This is a genomic window from Mycobacterium paraense, from assembly GCF_002101815.1.
Taxonomy (GTDB): Bacteria; Actinomycetota; Actinomycetes; order Mycobacteriales; family Mycobacteriaceae; genus Mycobacterium; species Mycobacterium paraense.
In genome coordinates this window covers 133,973-150,819 of the sequence record NZ_LQPM01000008.1, presented here as the reverse complement: position 1 = coordinate 150,819, position 16,847 = coordinate 133,973, and the positions used below count along the sequence as shown (strand labels likewise).

The following is a 16,847-nucleotide window of genomic DNA, read 5'->3' as shown; positions in this document are numbered from 1 at the left end:
ACAGTCCGCCGACGGCCGCTCAGAGCCGGGCGGTGATCCACGAGACGACGTCGCCGAGCACCTGCCGCTGCTCCGGCTCGTTGAAGACCTCGTGGTACAGCCCGGGGTACACCTTCAGCTCGACGTCGGTCGACCCCACGCATTCGACCAGCCGGCGGCTCCCGTCGACGGGGATGAGCCGGTCGTCGGAGCCGTGCACCACCAGCAGCGGCGCGGTCAACGCCGGCGCCCGCTGCGGCATGGTCTCGCCGACCTGCAGCAGCGCGCGCCCCACGCCGGCGGGAACTTTGCCGTGATACACCAGGGGATCGGCGTTGTAGGCCGCCACCACCGCCGGGTCCCGGGAGATGGCGTCGACGTCGAGGTCCTGCACCGGAAGGCCGGGCACGACGACGCCGAGCACCTTGGCCGCGAGCACCATCAGCGGCGACACCAGCTCCTGGGCCGCCACCGCCGGCGCCGAGAGCACCATCAGGTCGTAGTTGTCCGGGCGTTCGACCCCGTAGGCGAAGACGATCCCCCCGCCCATGCTGTGCCCGAGCACGATGCATTTGAGGCCGTGGTGCTCGCGGGTGGCGATGCGGACAAGGGTGTCGAAATCCGTCGTGTACTCGGAGATGTCCCGCACCAGCATGCGCTTGCCGCCGGAGCGGCCGTGCCCGCGGTGGTCCAGCGCGTAGGTGACCAGCCCCGCGTCGCCGAAACACTGCGCGACGTGGTCGTAGCGGCGGGCGTATTCGCCGAGGCCGTGCGACAGCACGACCACCGCCCGCGGCGCGGTGTCGGGCGTCCAGACGTCGTAGACGATGCGCACGCCGCCGACGCCGTCGAAGGTCCGTTCAGTGCGCGTAGTCATCATGGGCAGCGTAGTGGCTCGGGGGGTGGGGCTAAATAAAGACTCTGTCGGAGACACTGCGTAGGCTCATCCGGGTGAGGCTGCTCACCGAAAAATCCGGAAACGTCGACGCCGACCCGGCGGTCGGCGGGGACTTCTCGGCCGACGCCGAGCCGTACCGGCGCGAGTTGCTCGCGCACTGCTACCGGATGACCGGGTCGCTGCACGACGCCGAGGACCTGGTGCAGGAGACGCTGCTGCGGGCCTGGAAGGCCTACGACCGGTTCGAGGGCAGGTCCTCGATGCGGACGTGGTTGCACCGCATCGCGACCAACACCTGCCTGACGGCGCTGGAGGGCCGCGAGCGGCGCCCGTTGCCCACCGGCTTGGGGGCGCCCAGCTCGGACCCGACGGCGGAGCTGGTCGAGCGCCGTGAGGTGCCCTGGCTGGAGCCGCTGCCGGAGCTGTCGGACGACCCGGCGGACCCGTCGGTCATCGTCGGGTCTCGGGAGTCGGTGCGGTTGGCCTTTGTCGCGGCGCTGCAACACCTTTCGCCCCGGCAGCGGGCGGTGCTGCTGCTGCGCGACGTGCTGCAGTGGAAGGCCGCCGAGGTGGCCGCGGCGATCGGCACCACCACCACCGCCGTCAACAGCCTGCTGCAGCGGGCCCGCACCCAGCTCGAGGCCGTCCAGCCCAGCTCCGGCGACCGGCTGACGCCGCCGGATTCGCCCGAGGCGCAGGACCTGCTGGACCGCTACATCGCCGCCTTGGAGGCCTATGACATCGACCGGCTGGTGGAGCTGTTCACCGCGGAGGCGGTCTGGGAGATGCCGCCCTACGCCGGCTGGTACCAGGGGCCGCGGGACATCGTCACGCTCATTCACCAGCAGTGCCCCGCCGAGCACCCCGGGGACATGCGCCTGCTCCCGCTGGTGGCCAACGGCCAGCTCGGCGCGGCCATGTACATGCGCGCCGGCGACGTGCACGTGCCGTTCCAGCTGCACGTGCTCGACGTGCGGGACGGTCGGGTGTCGCACGTGGTGGCGTTCCTCGACGACGCCCTGTTCGAAAAGTTCGGGCTCCCGAGTTCGCTGTGACGACGCCGCATCGCCCGCTCGTCGCGCCCGCGCCCGGCACACCGTTGCTGTTGCTGGGCGCCTTCGACATCGCCGCCGCCGGCTACGTCGCCGAGGAATTCTTCGTCTCCGGCACGGCCTCGTCCTACGCGCCCGCCGCCGAGTTGGGCGCCGACGGCCGGTGGGACGTAACGCCCAGCGGCACCGCCGAATACACGACGCGGATCGTGGCGCTGACCCCCGCGCGGCGCTCCGATTTCAACGGCACCGTGCTCGTCGAATGGCTCAATGTCAGCGGCGGCATCGACGCCCCGGCGGTGTGGATGATGGCCCACCGCGAGATCCTGCGCGCGGGCTACGCCTACGTCGCGGTCTCGGCCCAGCGGGTGGGAGTGGAGGGCGGCGGCGCCAGCATGCTCGGCTTCGACATGTCGCTGAAGAGCCAGGACCCGGGCCGGTATGCGGCGCTGCACCACCCCGGCGACGAGTTCTCCTACGACATCTTTTCCCAGATCGGCGAGCTGGTCCGCCACGGCGCGCTGGGCGACCTGAGCGTGCGCCACGTGATCGCCGTGGGCGAGTCGCAATCCGCGATGTTTCTGACCACCTACGTCAACGCCGTCGCTCCGCTCACCCGAAGCTACGACGGCTATTTGGTGCATTCCCGGTTCGCCTCGGCGGCGCCGCTGGACGGCGCTTCCATCTTCGACGAATCGCAGGCCGCCTCGCCCGACGCGGTCGCGTTCCGCACCGACCTGGGCGTCCCGTTGGTCACGATCATCACCGAGACCGACCTGCTCGGCGGGCCCCGGCACGGCTACTACCTCGCCAGGCAGCCCGACGACCAATGGCTGCGGGTCTGGGAGATCGCGGGCGCCGCGCACGCCGACAACTACACGATCCAGGTGGCGCCGATCGACGACGGCTCGGCGCCGCTCGATGCCGTCGTGGCGGCCTACGCGCCGACCAAGACGCTCATGGGCCAGCAGCTGGGCCACTACATCAACTTCGCGCCGCAGCACCACTACGTGGTGCAGGCGGCGATCGCCGCGCTGCACACCTGGGTGCGGACCGGCGAGCCGGCGCCGGCAGCGCCGCCGATCGAGGTGCGTGACGGCGACCCGCCGCGGGCCGTCCTGGACCCCAACGGCGTCGCGTGCGGCGGCGTCCGGACGCCGTGGGTGGACGTTCCGATCGCCCGGACCTCCGGCCTGCCCAGCTCGGGGGCCGGCGAGGAGAGCCTGATGGCCGCGATCTTCGGCTCGGGCGAGCCGTTCGACGCCGCCACGTTGGACCGGCTCTATCCGGGCGGGGCCGAGCAATACCTCGAGGGCTTCACCGCGGCGTTGGACGGGGCGATCGGCTCGGGATTCATCCTGCCGGCCGATCGCCCCGAAATCCTCGAACTCGCCGCCGCGACGTATCCCCGCGCCGACGCTCACGCGTAGTGCGGCCGAAGGTTGAGCCGCAGCATCCGGTCGAGCAGCCGGTCTGAGGTCAGGCGGGCCACCCGCACCAGGACGGCGGCGTCACGCCCGATGGTGTAACGGGTGCGGGGCCGAGATGCCGTGGCCGCCTTGGCGATCACCCGCGCGGCGCGCTCGGCCGTCACGCCCGCCGCGGTGAACGATCGGGCCTGCGCCTTGGCGGCCTCGGCCAGATCGCCATAGCGGTCCCATTGGTCGGCGGTCATTGCGGCGCTGAGCCGATCGGCGGTGGCGATTCCACGCTCGGTGATCTCCGTCTTCACCCCGCCGGGTTCGACGACGACGACCTTGACGCCGAACTGGGCGACCTCGCGCCGCAAGGCGTCGCTGACGGCCTCCAGCGCGAACTTCGAACCCGCGTAGGCGCCGTACGTCGACAGCGCCACCCGCCCGCCGACCGAGCTGATGTTGACGACGGTGCCGCAGCTGCGCAGCAGGGCGGGCAACAGCGCCTGCGTCATCGCGATGTGACCGAAGAGATTCACCTCGAATTGCCGGCGCCATTCGTCCAGCGGCAGCGTCTCCACCGGCGCGTTGACGGCGATCCCGGCGTTGTTGACCAGCGCGCGCAAAGGCCGGCGCATCGGATCGCGGGCGACCCGGTCGGCGATCGCCGCCACGTCGGATTCCTCGGTGATGTCGAGGAGGTGGGGCTCAATCCCCTCGGCCCGCAACGCATCCGCGTCGACCTCACGACGGACGCCGGCCAGCACGTGGAAGCCGCGGCGCGCCAATTCCCGCGCGGTGGCCGCGCCCATGCCGGCCGAGGCGCCGGTGACGACGACGAGCTCGCGCCGTTCGGGGTCGTTCGCAGCAGTCATAACCATCTCCATCGTGAGGTCGAGACGTTGAGTTGACAACGTCAACAGAAATCTAGCAGCTTTGTTGACGGTGTCAACTCAAACGGCGGGCGCCTATGCTTCTGCGGATGGCGACACGATCAGAGGCCGCCGCGGCGACTCGCCGGTCGCTCCTTGACGCCGCTGAGGTGCTGCTGGACCTCGGCGGACCCGAAGCGGTCACGCTGCGCGAAGTGGGCGCGCGCACCGGCGTTTCGCGCTCGGCGCCCTACCGCCACTTCGCCGACAAGGACGCCCTGCTCACCGCCCTCGCCACGAAGGCGTGGAGCGAACTGGGTGACGCGCTCGAAGTCCTGGTCGGTGGCGACGACCCGCCCGAGCAGTCGCTGCGCGCCGCCTTGCTCGCGTTTGTCGCCGTCGGCCGGACCCGGCCGCACCTGTACCGCCTGATGTTCACCACGCCCGCGGGAGATCCCACCGCGGTGGCCCGCGCGGCCGAGCGGGCGCAGGATCTGTTCCTGGATCTGGTGGGCCGCATCGTCGGCGCCAAGCGGGCGCGCCGCTACGGGGCGTTGCTGCTGACCGGTGCCCACGGCATCACGGGCCTGGAGTTGAGCGGCCACCTGGTCTGGGACAAATGGCACACCGACGCCGAGCAACTCATCGACACGCTCATCGCCCTGCTGCCGGCCGCGCGGTAACTAGCCGGAGAACAACCGGCTGTCGGGTGGGGGCCCCTGCACCGGACGGACCAGACCGGCCCCGGTGATCAGCGGCAGATCCAGCGCCGACAGCAGGCCGGGCGGCGCAGCGCACACCGCGGGGACGGCGTTGACCATCCGCGATGCGCCGGCGATGCGCGCGCCGAGGTCGTGGTCGTGGTCCTCGGCCATCTCGAATTCGCAACGCATGCTCGGGGAGCCCTCGATCTCGACCCGATACAGGCCGCGCCCCGACGCCGCGCCGTAGCCGAGATCCTTTGGAGGGATACAGATGTGGGGTTGGGGCCAGTCCGGGGCGATGTCGTCGCGCATTCGCGTCACGTGATCGAGAACGAAAGTCGGCTTCCCCCCGACGTGCCCGGTCAGGGTGGAGCGCATGGCCGCGATCGTTCCCGCCCCGATGTGGCCCGTGGGCGTGTCGAAGGACTCGGCGGCGGGGAGGCGTTCGTTGCTCTCCTCGATGTTGTCGATCTTGACGCCCAACCCGGCGGCCAGCTGATGCAGCACGGGGCCCCAGCCGAAGGTGAAGATCCCCGGCTGGGCCGCGAAGGCCTGGTATTCCGGCGGCTTGCCGAAGCCGAGGATCTCGTAGACCGCGGCGCGGTCCGGGTAGGTGGCGTAGTTGAACATCTCGGTCACCCGCACCGACTCGATGACGCGGGACACACCCGAGAGCACCAGCGGCAGCACGTCATTGGCGAACCCGGAGTCGATGCCGGTGGTGAAGAACGACACCCCGCCGTCCAGCGCGGCCCGCCGCAGGGGATCGGTGAACGCCCCGTCGAGGGCATCGGGAAACACCAGCGGCACCACCGAACACGACACCACGTTCTTGCCGGACCGCAGGATGGACGCCATGTCCTCGATGGCATCGAGCGGCCGCAGGTTGGCACCGGCGGCGTACACCACCGCGTCGGCATCACCGGCGAGCATCGGCGCCGGGTCCTGCGTGGCAACGACACCCACCGGCGCGGTCCCGCACAGCTCGCCGGCGTCGCGGCCCGCTTTGGCGTCGCTGTGCACGACGAGGTCAACCAGCTCCAGCTCCGGGTGGTCGATGACGCCGCGCAGGGCGATGACCCCCATGGAACCCGGCCCCCAAACTCCCACCTTCAACACCATGTTCTCCTAATATTAGGACTACTATCCTGGGATTTTGGACGGATCGTAAGGAGCGGCGCGTGGGTGAGTCAACCGCCAAGTCACCGCCCACCGCCCGCGTGATGGATGTGCTTGCGGCACTGGCGGATTCACCGCACGGGCTCACCTCGGCGGAGCTGGCGAAGTCCTGCCGGATCAGCACCTCGACCTGCGCCCTGCTGCTGGCCGAACTGGAGCGGCGCGCCTGGGTGGCGCGCCGGGAGGACCGCCGCTACGTGCTGGGCAGCGGCTTGTTCGGCCTGGTGCACGGGCTGCGCGCGCAGTTCCCGCTGCTGGACCGGGGGCGCGACGCGCTGCGCTTCCTCCACGACGCGCTGGGCGCCGGCTGCTCGATGTCGAGGATCACCGACCGCCACCTGACCACCGTCGACACGGTCGGTCACGGCACCGACGGCGAACACGCCGTCGGTCAGCGCTTCCCGATCGACCCGCCGTTCGGCCTGGTCGCCATGGCGTGGCGCGACGACGACTTCGTCGAGGGCTGGCTGCACCGCGTCCGGCCGCGGCTGACGCGCGCCGAAATCGCCCAGCAGCTGCGGGTGCTCGCCGACATCCGGGCCCGCGGCTACGGGGCGTGGCGGTTCGACGACACCCACTCCTCGCTGCACCACCGCCTGGCCGACGTGCTGGCGTCGCTGGAGCCGACCGCCCGGGTGACCCGCCAGCTCACCACCCTGATGACCATGGTGACGCTGCAGTCCGTCACCGGCACGCTCGAAACCGAGCTGGCGACAACGGAATTCGTCGTGCTGCCGATCTTCGGCCAGGACGGCCAGCCGGAATACCAGATCGAGATCCACCTGGGTCACTCGAGCGGGCTGACGCTGGCCGCGCTGGATGCCGCGCTGCGGCGAGCGCAGGCGATGTTGGCCTAGGCTGGATCCCATGCCCGCAACAGTCGAGATCCGGCGTGCGGCCGATCGGACCGTGACCACGACGTCCTGGCTGAAGTCGCGGCATTCGTTCTCGTTCGGCGACCACTACGACCCCGACAACACCCACCACGGGCTGCTCCTGGTCAACAACGACGACATCGTCGCGCCCGGAACGGGATTCGGCACGCACCCGCACCGCGACATGGAGATCGTGACCTGGGTGCTGCGCGGCGAGCTGACCCACCGGGACTCCACCGGCAACCACGGGGTCATCTATCCCGGGCTGGCCCAACGCATGTCGGCGGGCAGCGGCATCCTGCACTCGGAGAAGAACGACTCCCCCACGGAGCCAGTCCATTTCGTGCAGATGTGGGTGGTCCCCGACGAGACGGCCATCACACCGAGCTACCAGCAGCACGAGATCGGTGGCGAGGAGCTGTCGGGCGGGCTTGTGACCATCGCCTCAGGCATTCCCGGCGTCGAGGCGGCCATCACGCTGCACAACCGCGCCGCCGCCCTGCACGGTACGCGGCTACGGCCCGGCGACTCGGTGGACCTGCCGCGGGCGCCCTACCTGCACGTATTCGTCGCGCGGGGCCGGGTCGGCGCGGACGAAATCGGCGACCTTGACGAGGGCGATGCCGTCCGGTGCACCGACACCGACGGGACGCGCGTCACAGCGACGGAGCCGGCGGAGCTGGTGATCTGGGAGATGCATGCACGGTTGGGCGGCTGAGACCACATAGAGTGGGCACGACAGACAGGAGCCCGCATGTCTCAATCGCAGCCGCGGCACGCGGCGCCCAACCCCAAGCGGAATATCAAGGCAGTTCGGACCGTCCGGTTCTGGGCACTGCCCATCGTCGTGACGCTGGCGCTGATGTCGGCGCTGTGCGCGCTGTACCTCGGCGGCATCCTCAACCCGATGACCAACCTGCGGCACTTTCCCGTCGCCGTGGTCAACGAGGACGCCGGGCCGTTCGGGGCGCAGATCGCCGACGGCATGGTCGCCGGGCTCGACAAGGACAAGTTCGACGTCCGGGTGGTGTCCCACGACGCCGCCCAGCGGCTGCTGGACACCGCCCAGGTCTACGGGGAGCTGGTCATTCCGCCGACCTTCTCGTCCAACCTGCACGAATACGGGGCCGGCGCCGTCACGCCCGGCCGCGTCACCCGGCCGTCGGTGACGATCTCGACGAACCCGCGCGCCGGCACGCTCGGATCCAGCATCGCGGGACAAACCCTCACCCAGGCGATGGCCGTGGCCAATGGCAAAGTGGGGCAACGACTTACGGCCGATGTCGCGGCGCAGACCGGCGGCGCGCCGCTGACCGGCGCGTCGGCGCTGGGGCTGGCCAATCCGATCGAGGTCAAGGCGAACGTGTACAACCCGCTGCCCAACGGCACCGGTAATGGGTTGTCGGCCTTCTATTTCGCGCTGCTGCTGCTGCTCGCGGGTTTCACCGGCAGCGTCGTGGTCAGCACGCTGGTGGACGCGCTGCTCGGCTATGTGCCCGCGGAATGGGGCCCGGTGTACCGATTCGCCGAACAGGTCCGGATCTCGAGATTCCAGACGCTGCTGCTCAAATGGGCCATCATGGTGGCGCTGGCGCTGCTGACCTCGGCGGTCTACCTCGCCATCGCGCACGGGCTCGGCATGCCCATTCCGCTCGGCTGGCAACTGTGGGCGTTCGGGGTGTTCGCCATCATCGCGGTGGGCATCACGTCGAGCTCCATATTGTCGGTGCTGGGCTCGATGGGCCTGCTCGTCAGCATGCTGATCTTCGTGATCCTCGGGCTGCCGTCCGCGGGCGCCACCGTCCCCCTAGAGGCCACGCCGCAGTTCTTCCGCTGGCTGGCCGAATTCGAGCCGATGCACCAGGTCTTCCTGGGCGTGCGGTCGCTGGTCTACCTCGATGGCCGGGCCGATTCCGGCCTGTCCCAAGCACTCTGGTTGACGGCGATCGGCCTGGTGATCGGGCTGTTGCTGGGCGGCATCGTCACGAAGCTCTACGACCGCCAGGGCTTCCACCGCATCCCGGGGGCGGTCGAACTGGCGATCGCCGCGCAACACCAGGCGGAGCACCAGGCCCGCGTCAGCAAGCGGGAGAACGCCGCGGAGAGCCAGGCCGACGCCGAGAGCGAAAGTTCAAGCGAGCAAACGTAATTCGAGCGCGGCCCAAGCGTCACGCGTTCGTTATCTAAGTTGACAGTGTGACTGTTGTGACTGATGGTATTAATGTTGCATAGCCATCAGTGCCGAAAGGTCCACCGTGCTGACGCCCCTTGCCAGCCTGCGCCGGCTGGCGGCCTGCTGCGCCGCGGTGGCCGCGTGCGCCGTGCTGGCGTGCACCACCGGCCAACCCGTCGCCCGCGCCGCCGACGGGCGCGACCTGCTGGCCAATGCCATCGAGACCACCAGGGGCTCCTACCTCGTCTATAACTTCGGCCCCGGCCACCCGACGCCGATGCTCAACGCCGGTGGCAGCTGGTATGAGATGAACAACGGCGGCCACCTGATGGTCATCAAGAACGCGGCGGGACGGCTCGCGCCGCACCTGCTGGTGGATACCCACCAGGGCGACCAGGCCCGCTGCGAAAACAATCCCGGCGCCCGCACCGGCGAGGGGCTGTGGCAGGCGTCCGAGGTCTACACGCCGCTGCAGGCCTGGCAGCGGCTGGGGCAGCCGACGATCGCGATCAACGCGAACTTCTTCGACATCCGGCCGCAGAAGGCCGGCTCCTGGCGCCAGACCGGCTGCAGTTCCCCGCTGGGCGCCTTCGTCGACAACACCCACGGCCAGGGCCGGGCGAACCAGGCGGTCACCGGCACCGTCGCGTATCCGGGCAAGCAGGGCCTCTCCGGCGGGGGCGAGAGCTGGAGCGCCCTGTCGACAATGATCCTGCCGGCCGGTGGCGCGCCGTATATGTTGCGCGCCAAGAACCCACAGGATTACGACGTCGCCACCCCGGTGGTCGCGGACCTGCTGAACCGCAACGAGCGGTTCGTCGCGGTATCGGGGATCGGCCTGCTGTCCCCCGGCAAGACCGGCCAGCTCAACGACGGCGGTCCGAGCGCGGCGCGGACGGCCCTCGCCTACGTGAAGCAGCGGGACGAAATGTACGTCTTCGAGGGCGGCAGCTACACCCCGGACAACATCCAGGACCTGTTCCGCGGCCTGGGCAGCGACACCGCCGTGCTGCTCGACGGCGGCGGGTCGTCGGCCATCGTGCTCCGGCGCGACACGGGCGGCATGTGGGCCGGCGCCGGGTCACCGCGCGGCTCGTGCGACACCCGCCAGGTGCTGTGCGACTCCCACGAACGGGCGCTGCCGAGCTGGCTGGCCTTCAACTAGCCGTCGGCGGGCCCGAAGCGGAAGATCAGCAGGCTCGCCGCGACGACCGCCGCCGTGACCGCGAACACCGGCGCGACGACGAACCGTGACATCGTCGCGCCGACCAGGGCGCCGGCGCACATCGTGAAAACCACGCTGAAGCGCAGCTTTTCGCGGGCGCCGGTCCCGCCGGCGAGGTGGCTGTCCAGGCCGAGGCTGACGATCGTCGACGTCAGCACCGTGGTGGACAGTTCCTGGATCCCGAACTGGCGCGCGCTCGAGTGCTGCAGGCCGAACGTCACCGCGAGCAGGCCGATCATGATCAGCTTGGTGTTGTCGTGGTAGTGCAGCACGCCGGCGCCCGCCAGGACCGACAACGTGACCAACAACGCGATTTCGGTTGCCAGCACGGTCGTTACCCACGGCCGCACCCGCTCGCCGAAATGCCGCGCCAACCGGCCGCTGACGATCGTCGTGCAGACGAACGTCGGCAGGGCCACCACGACCGCGGTCAGGTCGATGTTGGTTCTGGGTGCCAGCCAGAAGCCGAGGAAGATGACGTTGCCGGTCATGTTCGCCACGAAGACGTGGCCGAGGACCAGGATGCTGATCGCGTCGGCCAGGCCGGTGGCAAACGTCAACAACAGCAGCGCCGCGACGGTCGAGCGTTCGGAGACCGGCGACGCGACGGGCACGGGCTAGACCTGCGGGGTCAGGTCCAGCGAGGTGATGGTGGTCATCCTCGTCACCAGCCAGCGGCTGCCTACCCGCTTCATGAACAGCCGGTAGGACAGGTATTTCAGCGACGGGATGTTCTTGGTCAGCGGGCTGGTGGAGGTGGTGTTGGTGTACACGATGACGATCGCGTTCGGATCGTCCAGCGATTCGACCGCCGCGCCGGTGACTTCGGTGCTGTTGGTCACCTTGGCCTGCTTGTTGGGCCCGACGATCGCGTCGACGAACTTTCGGTACTGGGCCTCGAAGTCACCGCTGAGGTAGGCCGCCGCGCGGTCGGCGAGGCCGTCCATGTTCTCCGGGGTATAGGTCCACAGCGTCGTGATGGCGTTGGCCGCGGTGCGCGCCACCTTCAGCTTTGTTGCGGCCGTGGCGCGGTCGCTGAGGTACGGCTGCACCGCCGCACCCGCGAACGCCGCGGAACCGACGAACAGCACGGCGGCCAACGCGATCGCGATGGCGAGCCGCTTGCCGGCCAGGATCTTGCGCCGGCGCCGCTTTGCTTTGGCGCCCGTCCCCGCCTCTTCCTCGTCCGGCGTGGCCGCGTCGGCGACGCCTGCGGATTCCGTTGCCTCGTCGGAGCTTTCGCCGGTCTCAGCCGCGTCCTCGCCCGAGGATTCTTCGGTCTCTTCCGCGTCGGCGGTCAGGTCACCTGCAGCAGGTTGCTGATCTTCCACTGATTCCCTTCCTGCGTGACGGTTGCCGTCCAACGATTCGTGTTGTCGAATACCTGCTTTTCGTCCGGCGACTTGGAGGTCACGTCGGTGGCCACCATCACCGTGGCGCTGCCGTCGTCGTTCCACCGCTCCAGGCCGGAGCCCAGGACGGTGCCGGTCGCGGGTTCGGCCCGGGCGACCTGCAGCAGGATCTCGTTTGCCTTCTCGTGGTACTGCTTGGCGAAATCGCCTGTCGCCTGGGCCAATATCCGGTTCACATAGTCGTTGGCGTGATACGGGTCGATGGAGGTGAACTGGGTCATGAACCCGCCCACGTAGGCGAGCACCTCGCGCTCCTTCGACGCGACGCGCGCCCGGCGTTCGTGGGAAATCAGCATCAGCGTGCATGCCGCGATCGACACGATCATCAGCACCGCGGCGCCCGCGCCGACGGCCGGCATCCACCACGGTCGCGACGGCGGCGCCGGGCGCGCCACGAGCAGCGACTCCTCGCCGGGCTCAAACTTGCGGCGGGGGCTCATTTTCCGCTTCCCGGCGGTTTCGGCTTGGTCAGCACGGCGAGGTCGTCAACGCGCCAATGCGCGTCCGCGCCCTTGGCGAATTCCACCCGAACGGTCGCGCTGATGTAGCGCTCGTCGGACCCCGCGCCGCGCCGCCCCTGCAGGAACAGCAGCATCGTCGCGCGATCCGGCGTGACCGATTGCACCGACCAGTCGGTGGGCCAGTACTCGTTGATGACGGGATTGCCCTTCTGGACCACGTCCTGCTGCGCCGCCAGCTGGCCTCGGTACTTGTCGGTCGCCAGCGACCGGGCGCGAGCGAAGTCGTCGCGCAACGACTTCGGGTCGTACGTCAGCATCTGCGCGACCATCTTGGGGCCCTGCGCCTCGATCTGCGCCCTGCTGTGATCGCTCGCCCGATCGCGGGAGTACACCACCAGGTAGCCCACGGCGACCCCGGCGAGGCACACCGCCGTCGCGATCAGCACCGCCACCGTGGTCCAGCGCCGCCACTTTGCCAGCGCCTCGTCGTCGGGTTCGACGCGGCGCGCTTCGGTGCCCAGCAGCATGTCGGCGAAGGTGCGGCGCCGCGAATCCCACAGCGGCCAAAGCCATCCCACCACCGATGCGGTGTCGAGCAGGTGGGCCAGGTCGCGCAGCAGCAGCCCCCACGGCCCGATGGTCGTGCCGTCGCTGCGCACCACCGCGATTCCGAACAGGCCACGTCCCAGGCTCCAGCCGGTCAGGGTCGGCAGCAGCAACCGGTCGGCCAACATCAGCAGGATCGCCAGCCCGCCGACCGAGACACACACCCACCACCAAGCGGACTGCGCGGCCACGGTCCAGGCGACCAACGCCATCGTCGTGGCCACGGCGACGCATGGCAGGACGTCGACGGCGAACGCGGCCGCTCGAATTGGCCAGGGGGCCAGGGCATCCCGCGGTGACTCCGGTACGGCCACCGTGGTTTCAGTCCGAGCCTGGATCTCCTCGACCACCACCGTCACTTCGTCACCTGGTCGAGCTTGGAAATCCGGTACTGCCCTTCGGCGAATGCCATCCGCACCCGCAGGCGGTAGCCGGTTTCCTTTTGCGACTGGTCGCTTGACACCTTCACGCGCATCGCGACGAGCACGTCGACCGTGCCGTCGTCGTTGTTACGCTCCACCGCCGCGCGCGCATCGGACACCTGAACGTGGACGTTGGCGGCCTGGTAGGCCTGAACGATCATGTTCGTGTACAGCAGCGCCTGGGAGCGGTACGCGTCCGTGCCGCACTCGATGATCTTCTGTTCGCTCTGGACCATCGCATTGGTGTCCGGGGCCTGAGTCGCCGACACACAATCCACCGCCGCCTTGAGCGCCGCGGCGTCGTTGCGGGCGATTACTTGGCTTTGGTGGTGGTAGCGCAGGGCAAAGTAGCCGCCCGCGCCGAGGCCGGCGGCCAACAGGACGAGTGCCGCCGCAATGCCGGAGAGCCACCAGCGACCCATGCGTGACGGACGGCGCTCGATACCGGCGGCCGCAGCGGTGGCTTCGCCTTGCGGTTCCGGCGCGTCGATCGCCGCCGGCGCCGTCGCTTCGGCTTCCGCCGCCTCCGGCTCCTCGGCCGTCGCCTCCGGGCTGGTCCGCTCGGTTCCGTCCTCGGATTCGGTCGAATCCTCGGCCGTCGCCTCCGGGCTGGTCCGCTCGGTTCCGTCCTCGGATTCGGTCGAATCCTCGGCCGTCGCCTCGAGGGTGGTCTCCTCGGCAGCAGCCGCCGGCTCCTGGTGATTCTTCGGACTGGATCTCTGGGAGGGCCTGCGCAGTCGACGAAACCTCGGCATGGGTGGGGGGTTCAGCCGGCCGGCGCCAGCATCTCCTTCCATCCGTCGTCTCCTGTTTTGGTCGAGTTCTCGACGGAGTATTTCACCCCATCGGGCCCCACCAGTTCACCGCTCTGCGGACTGTAGATGGCGGCCGGGGGCCCGCTCGGAGTGTAGACACAGGGGTTGGGCTGCTGGCCGTTGCACTGCACGGTGCCGCTCCCCGGCCGCGACAACGGGTCGCTGGTCGGCGGCGGCGTGCCTGGGACCCGGTCCGACGGAGCGGGGTTGAGGCCGTTGTTCACCGACGGTGCCGGGATCACCATGCCGGGCCGCACCGACTGGTCGCAGCGCGCCGCGGGGGCGGGGCACGTCAGGATCTGGTTCGGGTCCCCGTACCAGGGGTTGGTGCCCGCCGGCACGTACGGGTTGGGGTCACGGCACTCGCGCGGCGTGGCCGCTCGCTTGCCCGGGATGTCGGTGCACGGGATGTTGCGCGATCCGCGCACGCTGTTGGCCGGGGTCTCCATCGGGATCTTGCAGTAGGTGCCCGACGGCAACGGCGCCAGGTTGGTGTCCGCCGGGGACCGCCACTCCGCCGCCGGAATGAAGCCGGTCAGGCAGGGCGGGGGCTGGTTGATCGACAACGCCAGGTCGAGCGCGGCCTGGTTCGGGAACGGCGCGGCCACCGTCTGCGCGATCGAGGCGCCCTGGGGCAGGAAGACCAGCACCTGCTCCACACCGGTGTGGTAGCGCTTGAGCAGGTCGAACACGACCTCGAGGTTCGCCAGCGTCTGCGGCAGCGAGTCGCGCACATCGTTGAACACCGAGTTGACCTGGTCGGCGGTCGGCGCGGCCTGGCGCAGCACGCTGCGAAGGTGGCTGTCCTCCCGCGCGGCCTGCGCGGACAGGTTGTTCAGGTTGCGCGCCCAACGCTCGATCGCCGCGTTGGAGTTGACCTGGCTGTCCAGGATCGGCCCGGAGTTCTGAATGATGTCGTTGACGTCGGTGATCTGGGTTTTGAAATCACCGACGATCGCCTGGGTGGAGTCGACCAGCCGTTGCAGCGCCGGGCCCAGCCCGCCGACCGACTGCGCGGTCTCGTCGAGCAGCTGGCCGATCTTCTCCTTCGGCAGGGCGGCCAGCCCCCGGTTGGCGGTGTCCAGCGCGGGCCCGATCTCGGCGGGCACCGTGCCGCGGGTGATCGTTTGCCCGGACGAGAGGTACTTGCCGGGATTGCCCGTCGACACGAGGTCCAGATACTGCTCACCGACCGCCGACACCGAGTGCACGTTCGCGACGGCGTCGGTCGGGATCTTGTAGCGGCTGTCGATGCTCATCGTCGCTTGCGCGCCCGACTCGGTGGGCTCAACGTCGGTGACCTTGCCGATGGTGATGCCGCGGTACGTCACGTTCGCCGTCGGGTACAGGCCGCCCGAGGCGGGCAGGTCCGCCTTGAGCGTGTAGCGGCCGATGCCCACCAGGCTCGGGATCTGCAGGTAGTACACGCCGAGCACCAGGATCGAGACCACGGTCAGGATCCCGAACGCGATCAGCTGGCGTCTGATGAAAGGAGTCAGCAATTCCTGTCCGCCCTTTCCACCAGGGGGCCGCCGGGCGCGTCGTTCGGGTTCGGCGTGTAGCGGACGTCGGGGATCATCGTCTCCGGGTCCCGCCCGTACGACTGCTCGAGCGCCCGCAGCGCCCCCGACAACCCGGTTCCGGTCAGGAACGCGTTGTCGATCGAGCTGTAGGTGACGTCCAGGGTGATCGAAATGTTCTGGTAGTCGCCCCGCATGAGCTTCGGAATGGTGTCGATGTCGTAGGGCTGCGTCAGGATCAGCTTCAGCGCCCCGATCAGGTAGGGCGACGCCCGGCCGAGCTCCTTGAGCGGGCACTGCAGCGATTGCAGGTCCTGGTGCAGCGGGGCTCTCGCCTCCGACAGATACTGGTCGGCGGCCTGGCTGAGCCGTCCCACCGAGTCGACGGCGTTGATCAGCAGCTGCTTGGTGTCGGCGAAGTGCTTGATCAGCGGCGGGACGTCGGTCAGCACCCGATCCAGCACGTCGGCCCGGCCGCCCACGTAGGTCAGCAGCCGGTTGGTCGAGTCGATGGCGTGGGTGATGTCATCGCGCTGCTGATTCAGCTGGTCGGTGAAGGTGTCCAGCTTGCCCAGGAAGGCCCGGATCTGGTTACCGCGCCCGTTGAAGATGTTGAAGACCTCGTTCTGCAGCACCTCCAGGTTGGGGATGCCGCCGCCGCGCAGGATCAGCGACAGGCTCGCCAGGGTCTGCTCGGTGGTGGGAAACGCCGTCGAGTTCTTCAGCGGGATGGTGTCGCCATCCTTGAGCTGCCCCACCGGGTTGGGCGGCGACGCCAGCTCCACGTGCTGCGAACCCAGCAGCGAGGTCTGACCGATCTTCGCCGTCGCGTTCTTCGGCAGCTTGACGTTCTTGTCGATCCCCAGCGTCAGCGTGGCCACCCAGTTCTTCAGGTTGATGGCCTTGATCGAGCCGACGAAGACGTCGGCGACCATCACCTTGCTGTTGCCGTTGATCGCCAGCGTGTCCGGCATCTGCACGTAGATGGTCATCGCGCCCGAGCCGCTGCCCGGGCCGCCCGGGATCGCCACGTTGGAGATCCCTTTCCATCCGCACGAGCTCAGCACCAGCGCGGCCACCCCGAGCACCAGCCCCTGCCAGGCCCGGTGACGCATCCGGCGACCAATCGCACTCACCGGCCCAGCGCTCGTCACGCGCCTCCCCGGCCCATTGTTCGGCTTGCTCCTCGCGCGTACCGCGCTCGTCACGGGCCTCACTGGCCCATTGTTCGGCTTGCTC

The 16,847-nt window shown here is 69.3% G+C and carries 16 protein-coding genes and 1 pseudogene; 7 read left to right on the top strand and 10 right to left on the bottom strand.

The window, feature by feature from the left end; genetic code table 11:
- Positions 1-19: 19 nt before the first annotated feature.
- On the bottom strand, positions 20-859 hold the full coding sequence (locus AWB89_RS07455) for an alpha/beta hydrolase (protein ID WP_085172589.1): 840 nt from the start codon (positions 857-859) through the stop codon (positions 20-22).
- On the opposite strand from AWB89_RS07455, the pseudogene AWB89_RS07450 reads away from it, so the two are divergent.
- Together AWB89_RS07450 and AWB89_RS07445 are read left to right on the top strand one after the other, a co-directional pair.
- Positions 807-1,932, top strand: a pseudogene (locus AWB89_RS07450) (sigma-70 family RNA polymerase sigma factor). The gene AWB89_RS07455 and the pseudogene AWB89_RS07450 sit on opposite strands and share 53 nt — an antisense overlap.
- A complete protein-coding gene (locus AWB89_RS07445) occupies positions 1,929-3,359 on the top strand; it encodes an alpha/beta hydrolase domain-containing protein (protein ID WP_085172585.1) in 1,431 nt (476 codons plus the stop codon). Before AWB89_RS07450 ends, AWB89_RS07445 begins: the two are co-directional and overlap by 4 nt.
- On the opposite strand, the gene AWB89_RS07440 is transcribed toward AWB89_RS07445, so the two are convergent.
- Positions 3,350-4,219, bottom strand: coding sequence for an SDR family oxidoreductase (locus tag AWB89_RS07440; protein WP_085172583.1), 870 nt, complete (start codon positions 4,217-4,219; stop codon positions 3,350-3,352). The genes AWB89_RS07445 and AWB89_RS07440 overlap by 10 nt on opposite strands.
- A 107-nt stretch (positions 4,220-4,326) precedes the next feature.
- Here AWB89_RS07440 and AWB89_RS07435 point away from each other — a divergent pair, with 107 nt between their 5' ends.
- Entirely contained in the window at positions 4,327-4,899 is a 573-nt protein-coding gene (locus AWB89_RS07435) for a TetR/AcrR family transcriptional regulator (protein WP_085172744.1), read from the top strand.
- Here AWB89_RS07435 and AWB89_RS07430 read toward each other — a convergent pair whose 3' ends face one another.
- Positions 4,900-6,039: an NAD(P)H-dependent amine dehydrogenase family protein gene (locus AWB89_RS07430; RefSeq protein ID WP_174627816.1), complete on the bottom strand. Its 1,140-nt coding sequence runs from the start codon at positions 6,037-6,039 to the stop codon at positions 4,900-4,902.
- Between the two features lie 104 nt (positions 6,040-6,143).
- On the opposite strand from AWB89_RS07430, the gene AWB89_RS07425 reads away from it, so the two are divergent.
- The 4 genes from AWB89_RS07425 to AWB89_RS07410 all read left to right on the top strand — a co-directional run bounded on the left by AWB89_RS07425 (position 6,144) and on the right by AWB89_RS07410 (position 10,312).
- The gene (locus tag AWB89_RS07425) at positions 6,144-6,956 is read left to right on the top strand and encodes a MarR family transcriptional regulator (RefSeq protein WP_085172579.1); all 813 of its coding nucleotides are present in this window, start codon (positions 6,144-6,146) and stop codon (positions 6,954-6,956) included.
- Positions 6,957-6,966: 10 nt separating this feature from the next.
- Complete coding sequence (locus AWB89_RS07420; RefSeq protein ID WP_085172577.1) at positions 6,967-7,692, top strand: pirin family protein; 726 nt, start codon at positions 6,967-6,969, stop codon at positions 7,690-7,692.
- 36 nt (positions 7,693-7,728) lie between these two features.
- Positions 7,729-9,123: a YhgE/Pip domain-containing protein gene (locus AWB89_RS07415; RefSeq protein WP_085172575.1), complete on the top strand. Its 1,395-nt coding sequence runs from the start codon at positions 7,729-7,731 to the stop codon at positions 9,121-9,123.
- Positions 9,124-9,202: 79 nt separating this feature from the next.
- Complete coding sequence (locus AWB89_RS07410) at positions 9,203-10,312, top strand: phosphodiester glycosidase family protein (RefSeq protein WP_142280217.1); 1,110 nt, start codon at positions 9,203-9,205, stop codon at positions 10,310-10,312.
- On the opposite strand, the gene AWB89_RS07405 is transcribed toward AWB89_RS07410, so the two are convergent.
- The 7 genes from AWB89_RS07405 to AWB89_RS07375 are packed head-to-tail and all read right to left on the bottom strand — an operon-like array spanning position 10,309 to position 16,723.
- Positions 10,309-10,986, bottom strand: a complete 678-nt coding sequence (locus tag AWB89_RS07405; protein WP_085172571.1) for a YoaK family protein — start codon at positions 10,984-10,986, stop codon at positions 10,309-10,311. The genes AWB89_RS07410 and AWB89_RS07405 overlap by 4 nt on opposite strands.
- A gap of 3 nt (positions 10,987-10,989) precedes the next feature.
- On the bottom strand, positions 10,990-11,703 hold the full coding sequence (locus AWB89_RS07400) for a hypothetical protein (protein WP_085172569.1): 714 nt from the start codon (positions 11,701-11,703) through the stop codon (positions 10,990-10,992).
- Positions 11,670-12,224, bottom strand: a complete 555-nt coding sequence (locus AWB89_RS07395) for a mammalian cell entry protein (protein ID WP_085098539.1) — start codon at positions 12,222-12,224, stop codon at positions 11,670-11,672. Before AWB89_RS07395 ends, AWB89_RS07400 begins: the two co-directional genes overlap by 34 nt.
- The gene (locus tag AWB89_RS07390) at positions 12,221-13,210 is read right to left on the bottom strand and encodes an RDD family protein (protein ID WP_085172567.1); all 990 of its coding nucleotides are present in this window, start codon (positions 13,208-13,210) and stop codon (positions 12,221-12,223) included. Before AWB89_RS07390 ends, AWB89_RS07395 begins: the two co-directional genes overlap by 4 nt.
- Positions 13,207-14,070, bottom strand: a complete 864-nt coding sequence (locus tag AWB89_RS07385; RefSeq protein ID WP_372515355.1) for an Mce protein — start codon at positions 14,068-14,070, stop codon at positions 13,207-13,209. Before AWB89_RS07385 ends, AWB89_RS07390 begins: the two co-directional genes overlap by 4 nt.
- The gene (locus AWB89_RS07380; RefSeq protein WP_085172565.1) at positions 14,040-15,590 is read right to left on the bottom strand and encodes an MlaD family protein; all 1,551 of its coding nucleotides are present in this window, start codon (positions 15,588-15,590) and stop codon (positions 14,040-14,042) included. The genes AWB89_RS07385 and AWB89_RS07380 overlap by 31 nt, the downstream gene beginning before the upstream one ends.
- Complete coding sequence (locus AWB89_RS07375; protein WP_085098530.1) at positions 15,584-16,723, bottom strand: virulence factor Mce family protein; 1,140 nt, start codon at positions 16,721-16,723, stop codon at positions 15,584-15,586. Before AWB89_RS07375 ends, AWB89_RS07380 begins: the two co-directional genes overlap by 7 nt.
- Between the last annotated feature and the right edge of the window lie 124 nt (positions 16,724-16,847).

What these genes read in the sequence shown, in the direction of transcription:
- AWB89_RS07440 (WP_085172583.1), bottom strand. Translation starts at nt 4,219, where the DNA reads ATGACTGCTGCGAACGACCCCGAACGGCGCGAGCTCGTCGTCGTCACC.
- AWB89_RS07385 (WP_372515355.1), bottom strand. Translation starts at nt 14,070, where the DNA reads ATGGAAGGAGATGCTGGCGCCGGCCGGCTGAACCCCCCACCCATGCCG.
- AWB89_RS07420 (WP_085172577.1), top strand. Translation starts at nt 6,967, where the DNA reads ATGCCCGCAACAGTCGAGATCCGGCGTGCGGCCGATCGGACCGTGACC.
- AWB89_RS07425 (WP_085172579.1), top strand. Translation starts at nt 6,144, where the DNA reads ATGGATGTGCTTGCGGCACTGGCGGATTCACCGCACGGGCTCACCTCG.
- AWB89_RS07375 (WP_085098530.1), bottom strand. Translation starts at nt 16,723, where the DNA reads ATGCGTCACCGGGCCTGGCAGGGGCTGGTGCTCGGGGTGGCCGCGCTG.
- AWB89_RS07455 (WP_085172589.1), bottom strand. Translation starts at nt 859, where the DNA reads ATGATGACTACGCGCACTGAACGGACCTTCGACGGCGTCGGCGGCGTG.
- AWB89_RS07415 (WP_085172575.1), top strand. Translation starts at nt 7,729, where the DNA reads ATGTCTCAATCGCAGCCGCGGCACGCGGCGCCCAACCCCAAGCGGAAT.
- AWB89_RS07435 (WP_085172744.1), top strand. Translation starts at nt 4,327, where the DNA reads ATGGCGACACGATCAGAGGCCGCCGCGGCGACTCGCCGGTCGCTCCTT.
- AWB89_RS07395 (WP_085098539.1), bottom strand. Translation starts at nt 12,224, where the DNA reads ATGAGCCCCCGCCGCAAGTTTGAGCCCGGCGAGGAGTCGCTGCTCGTG.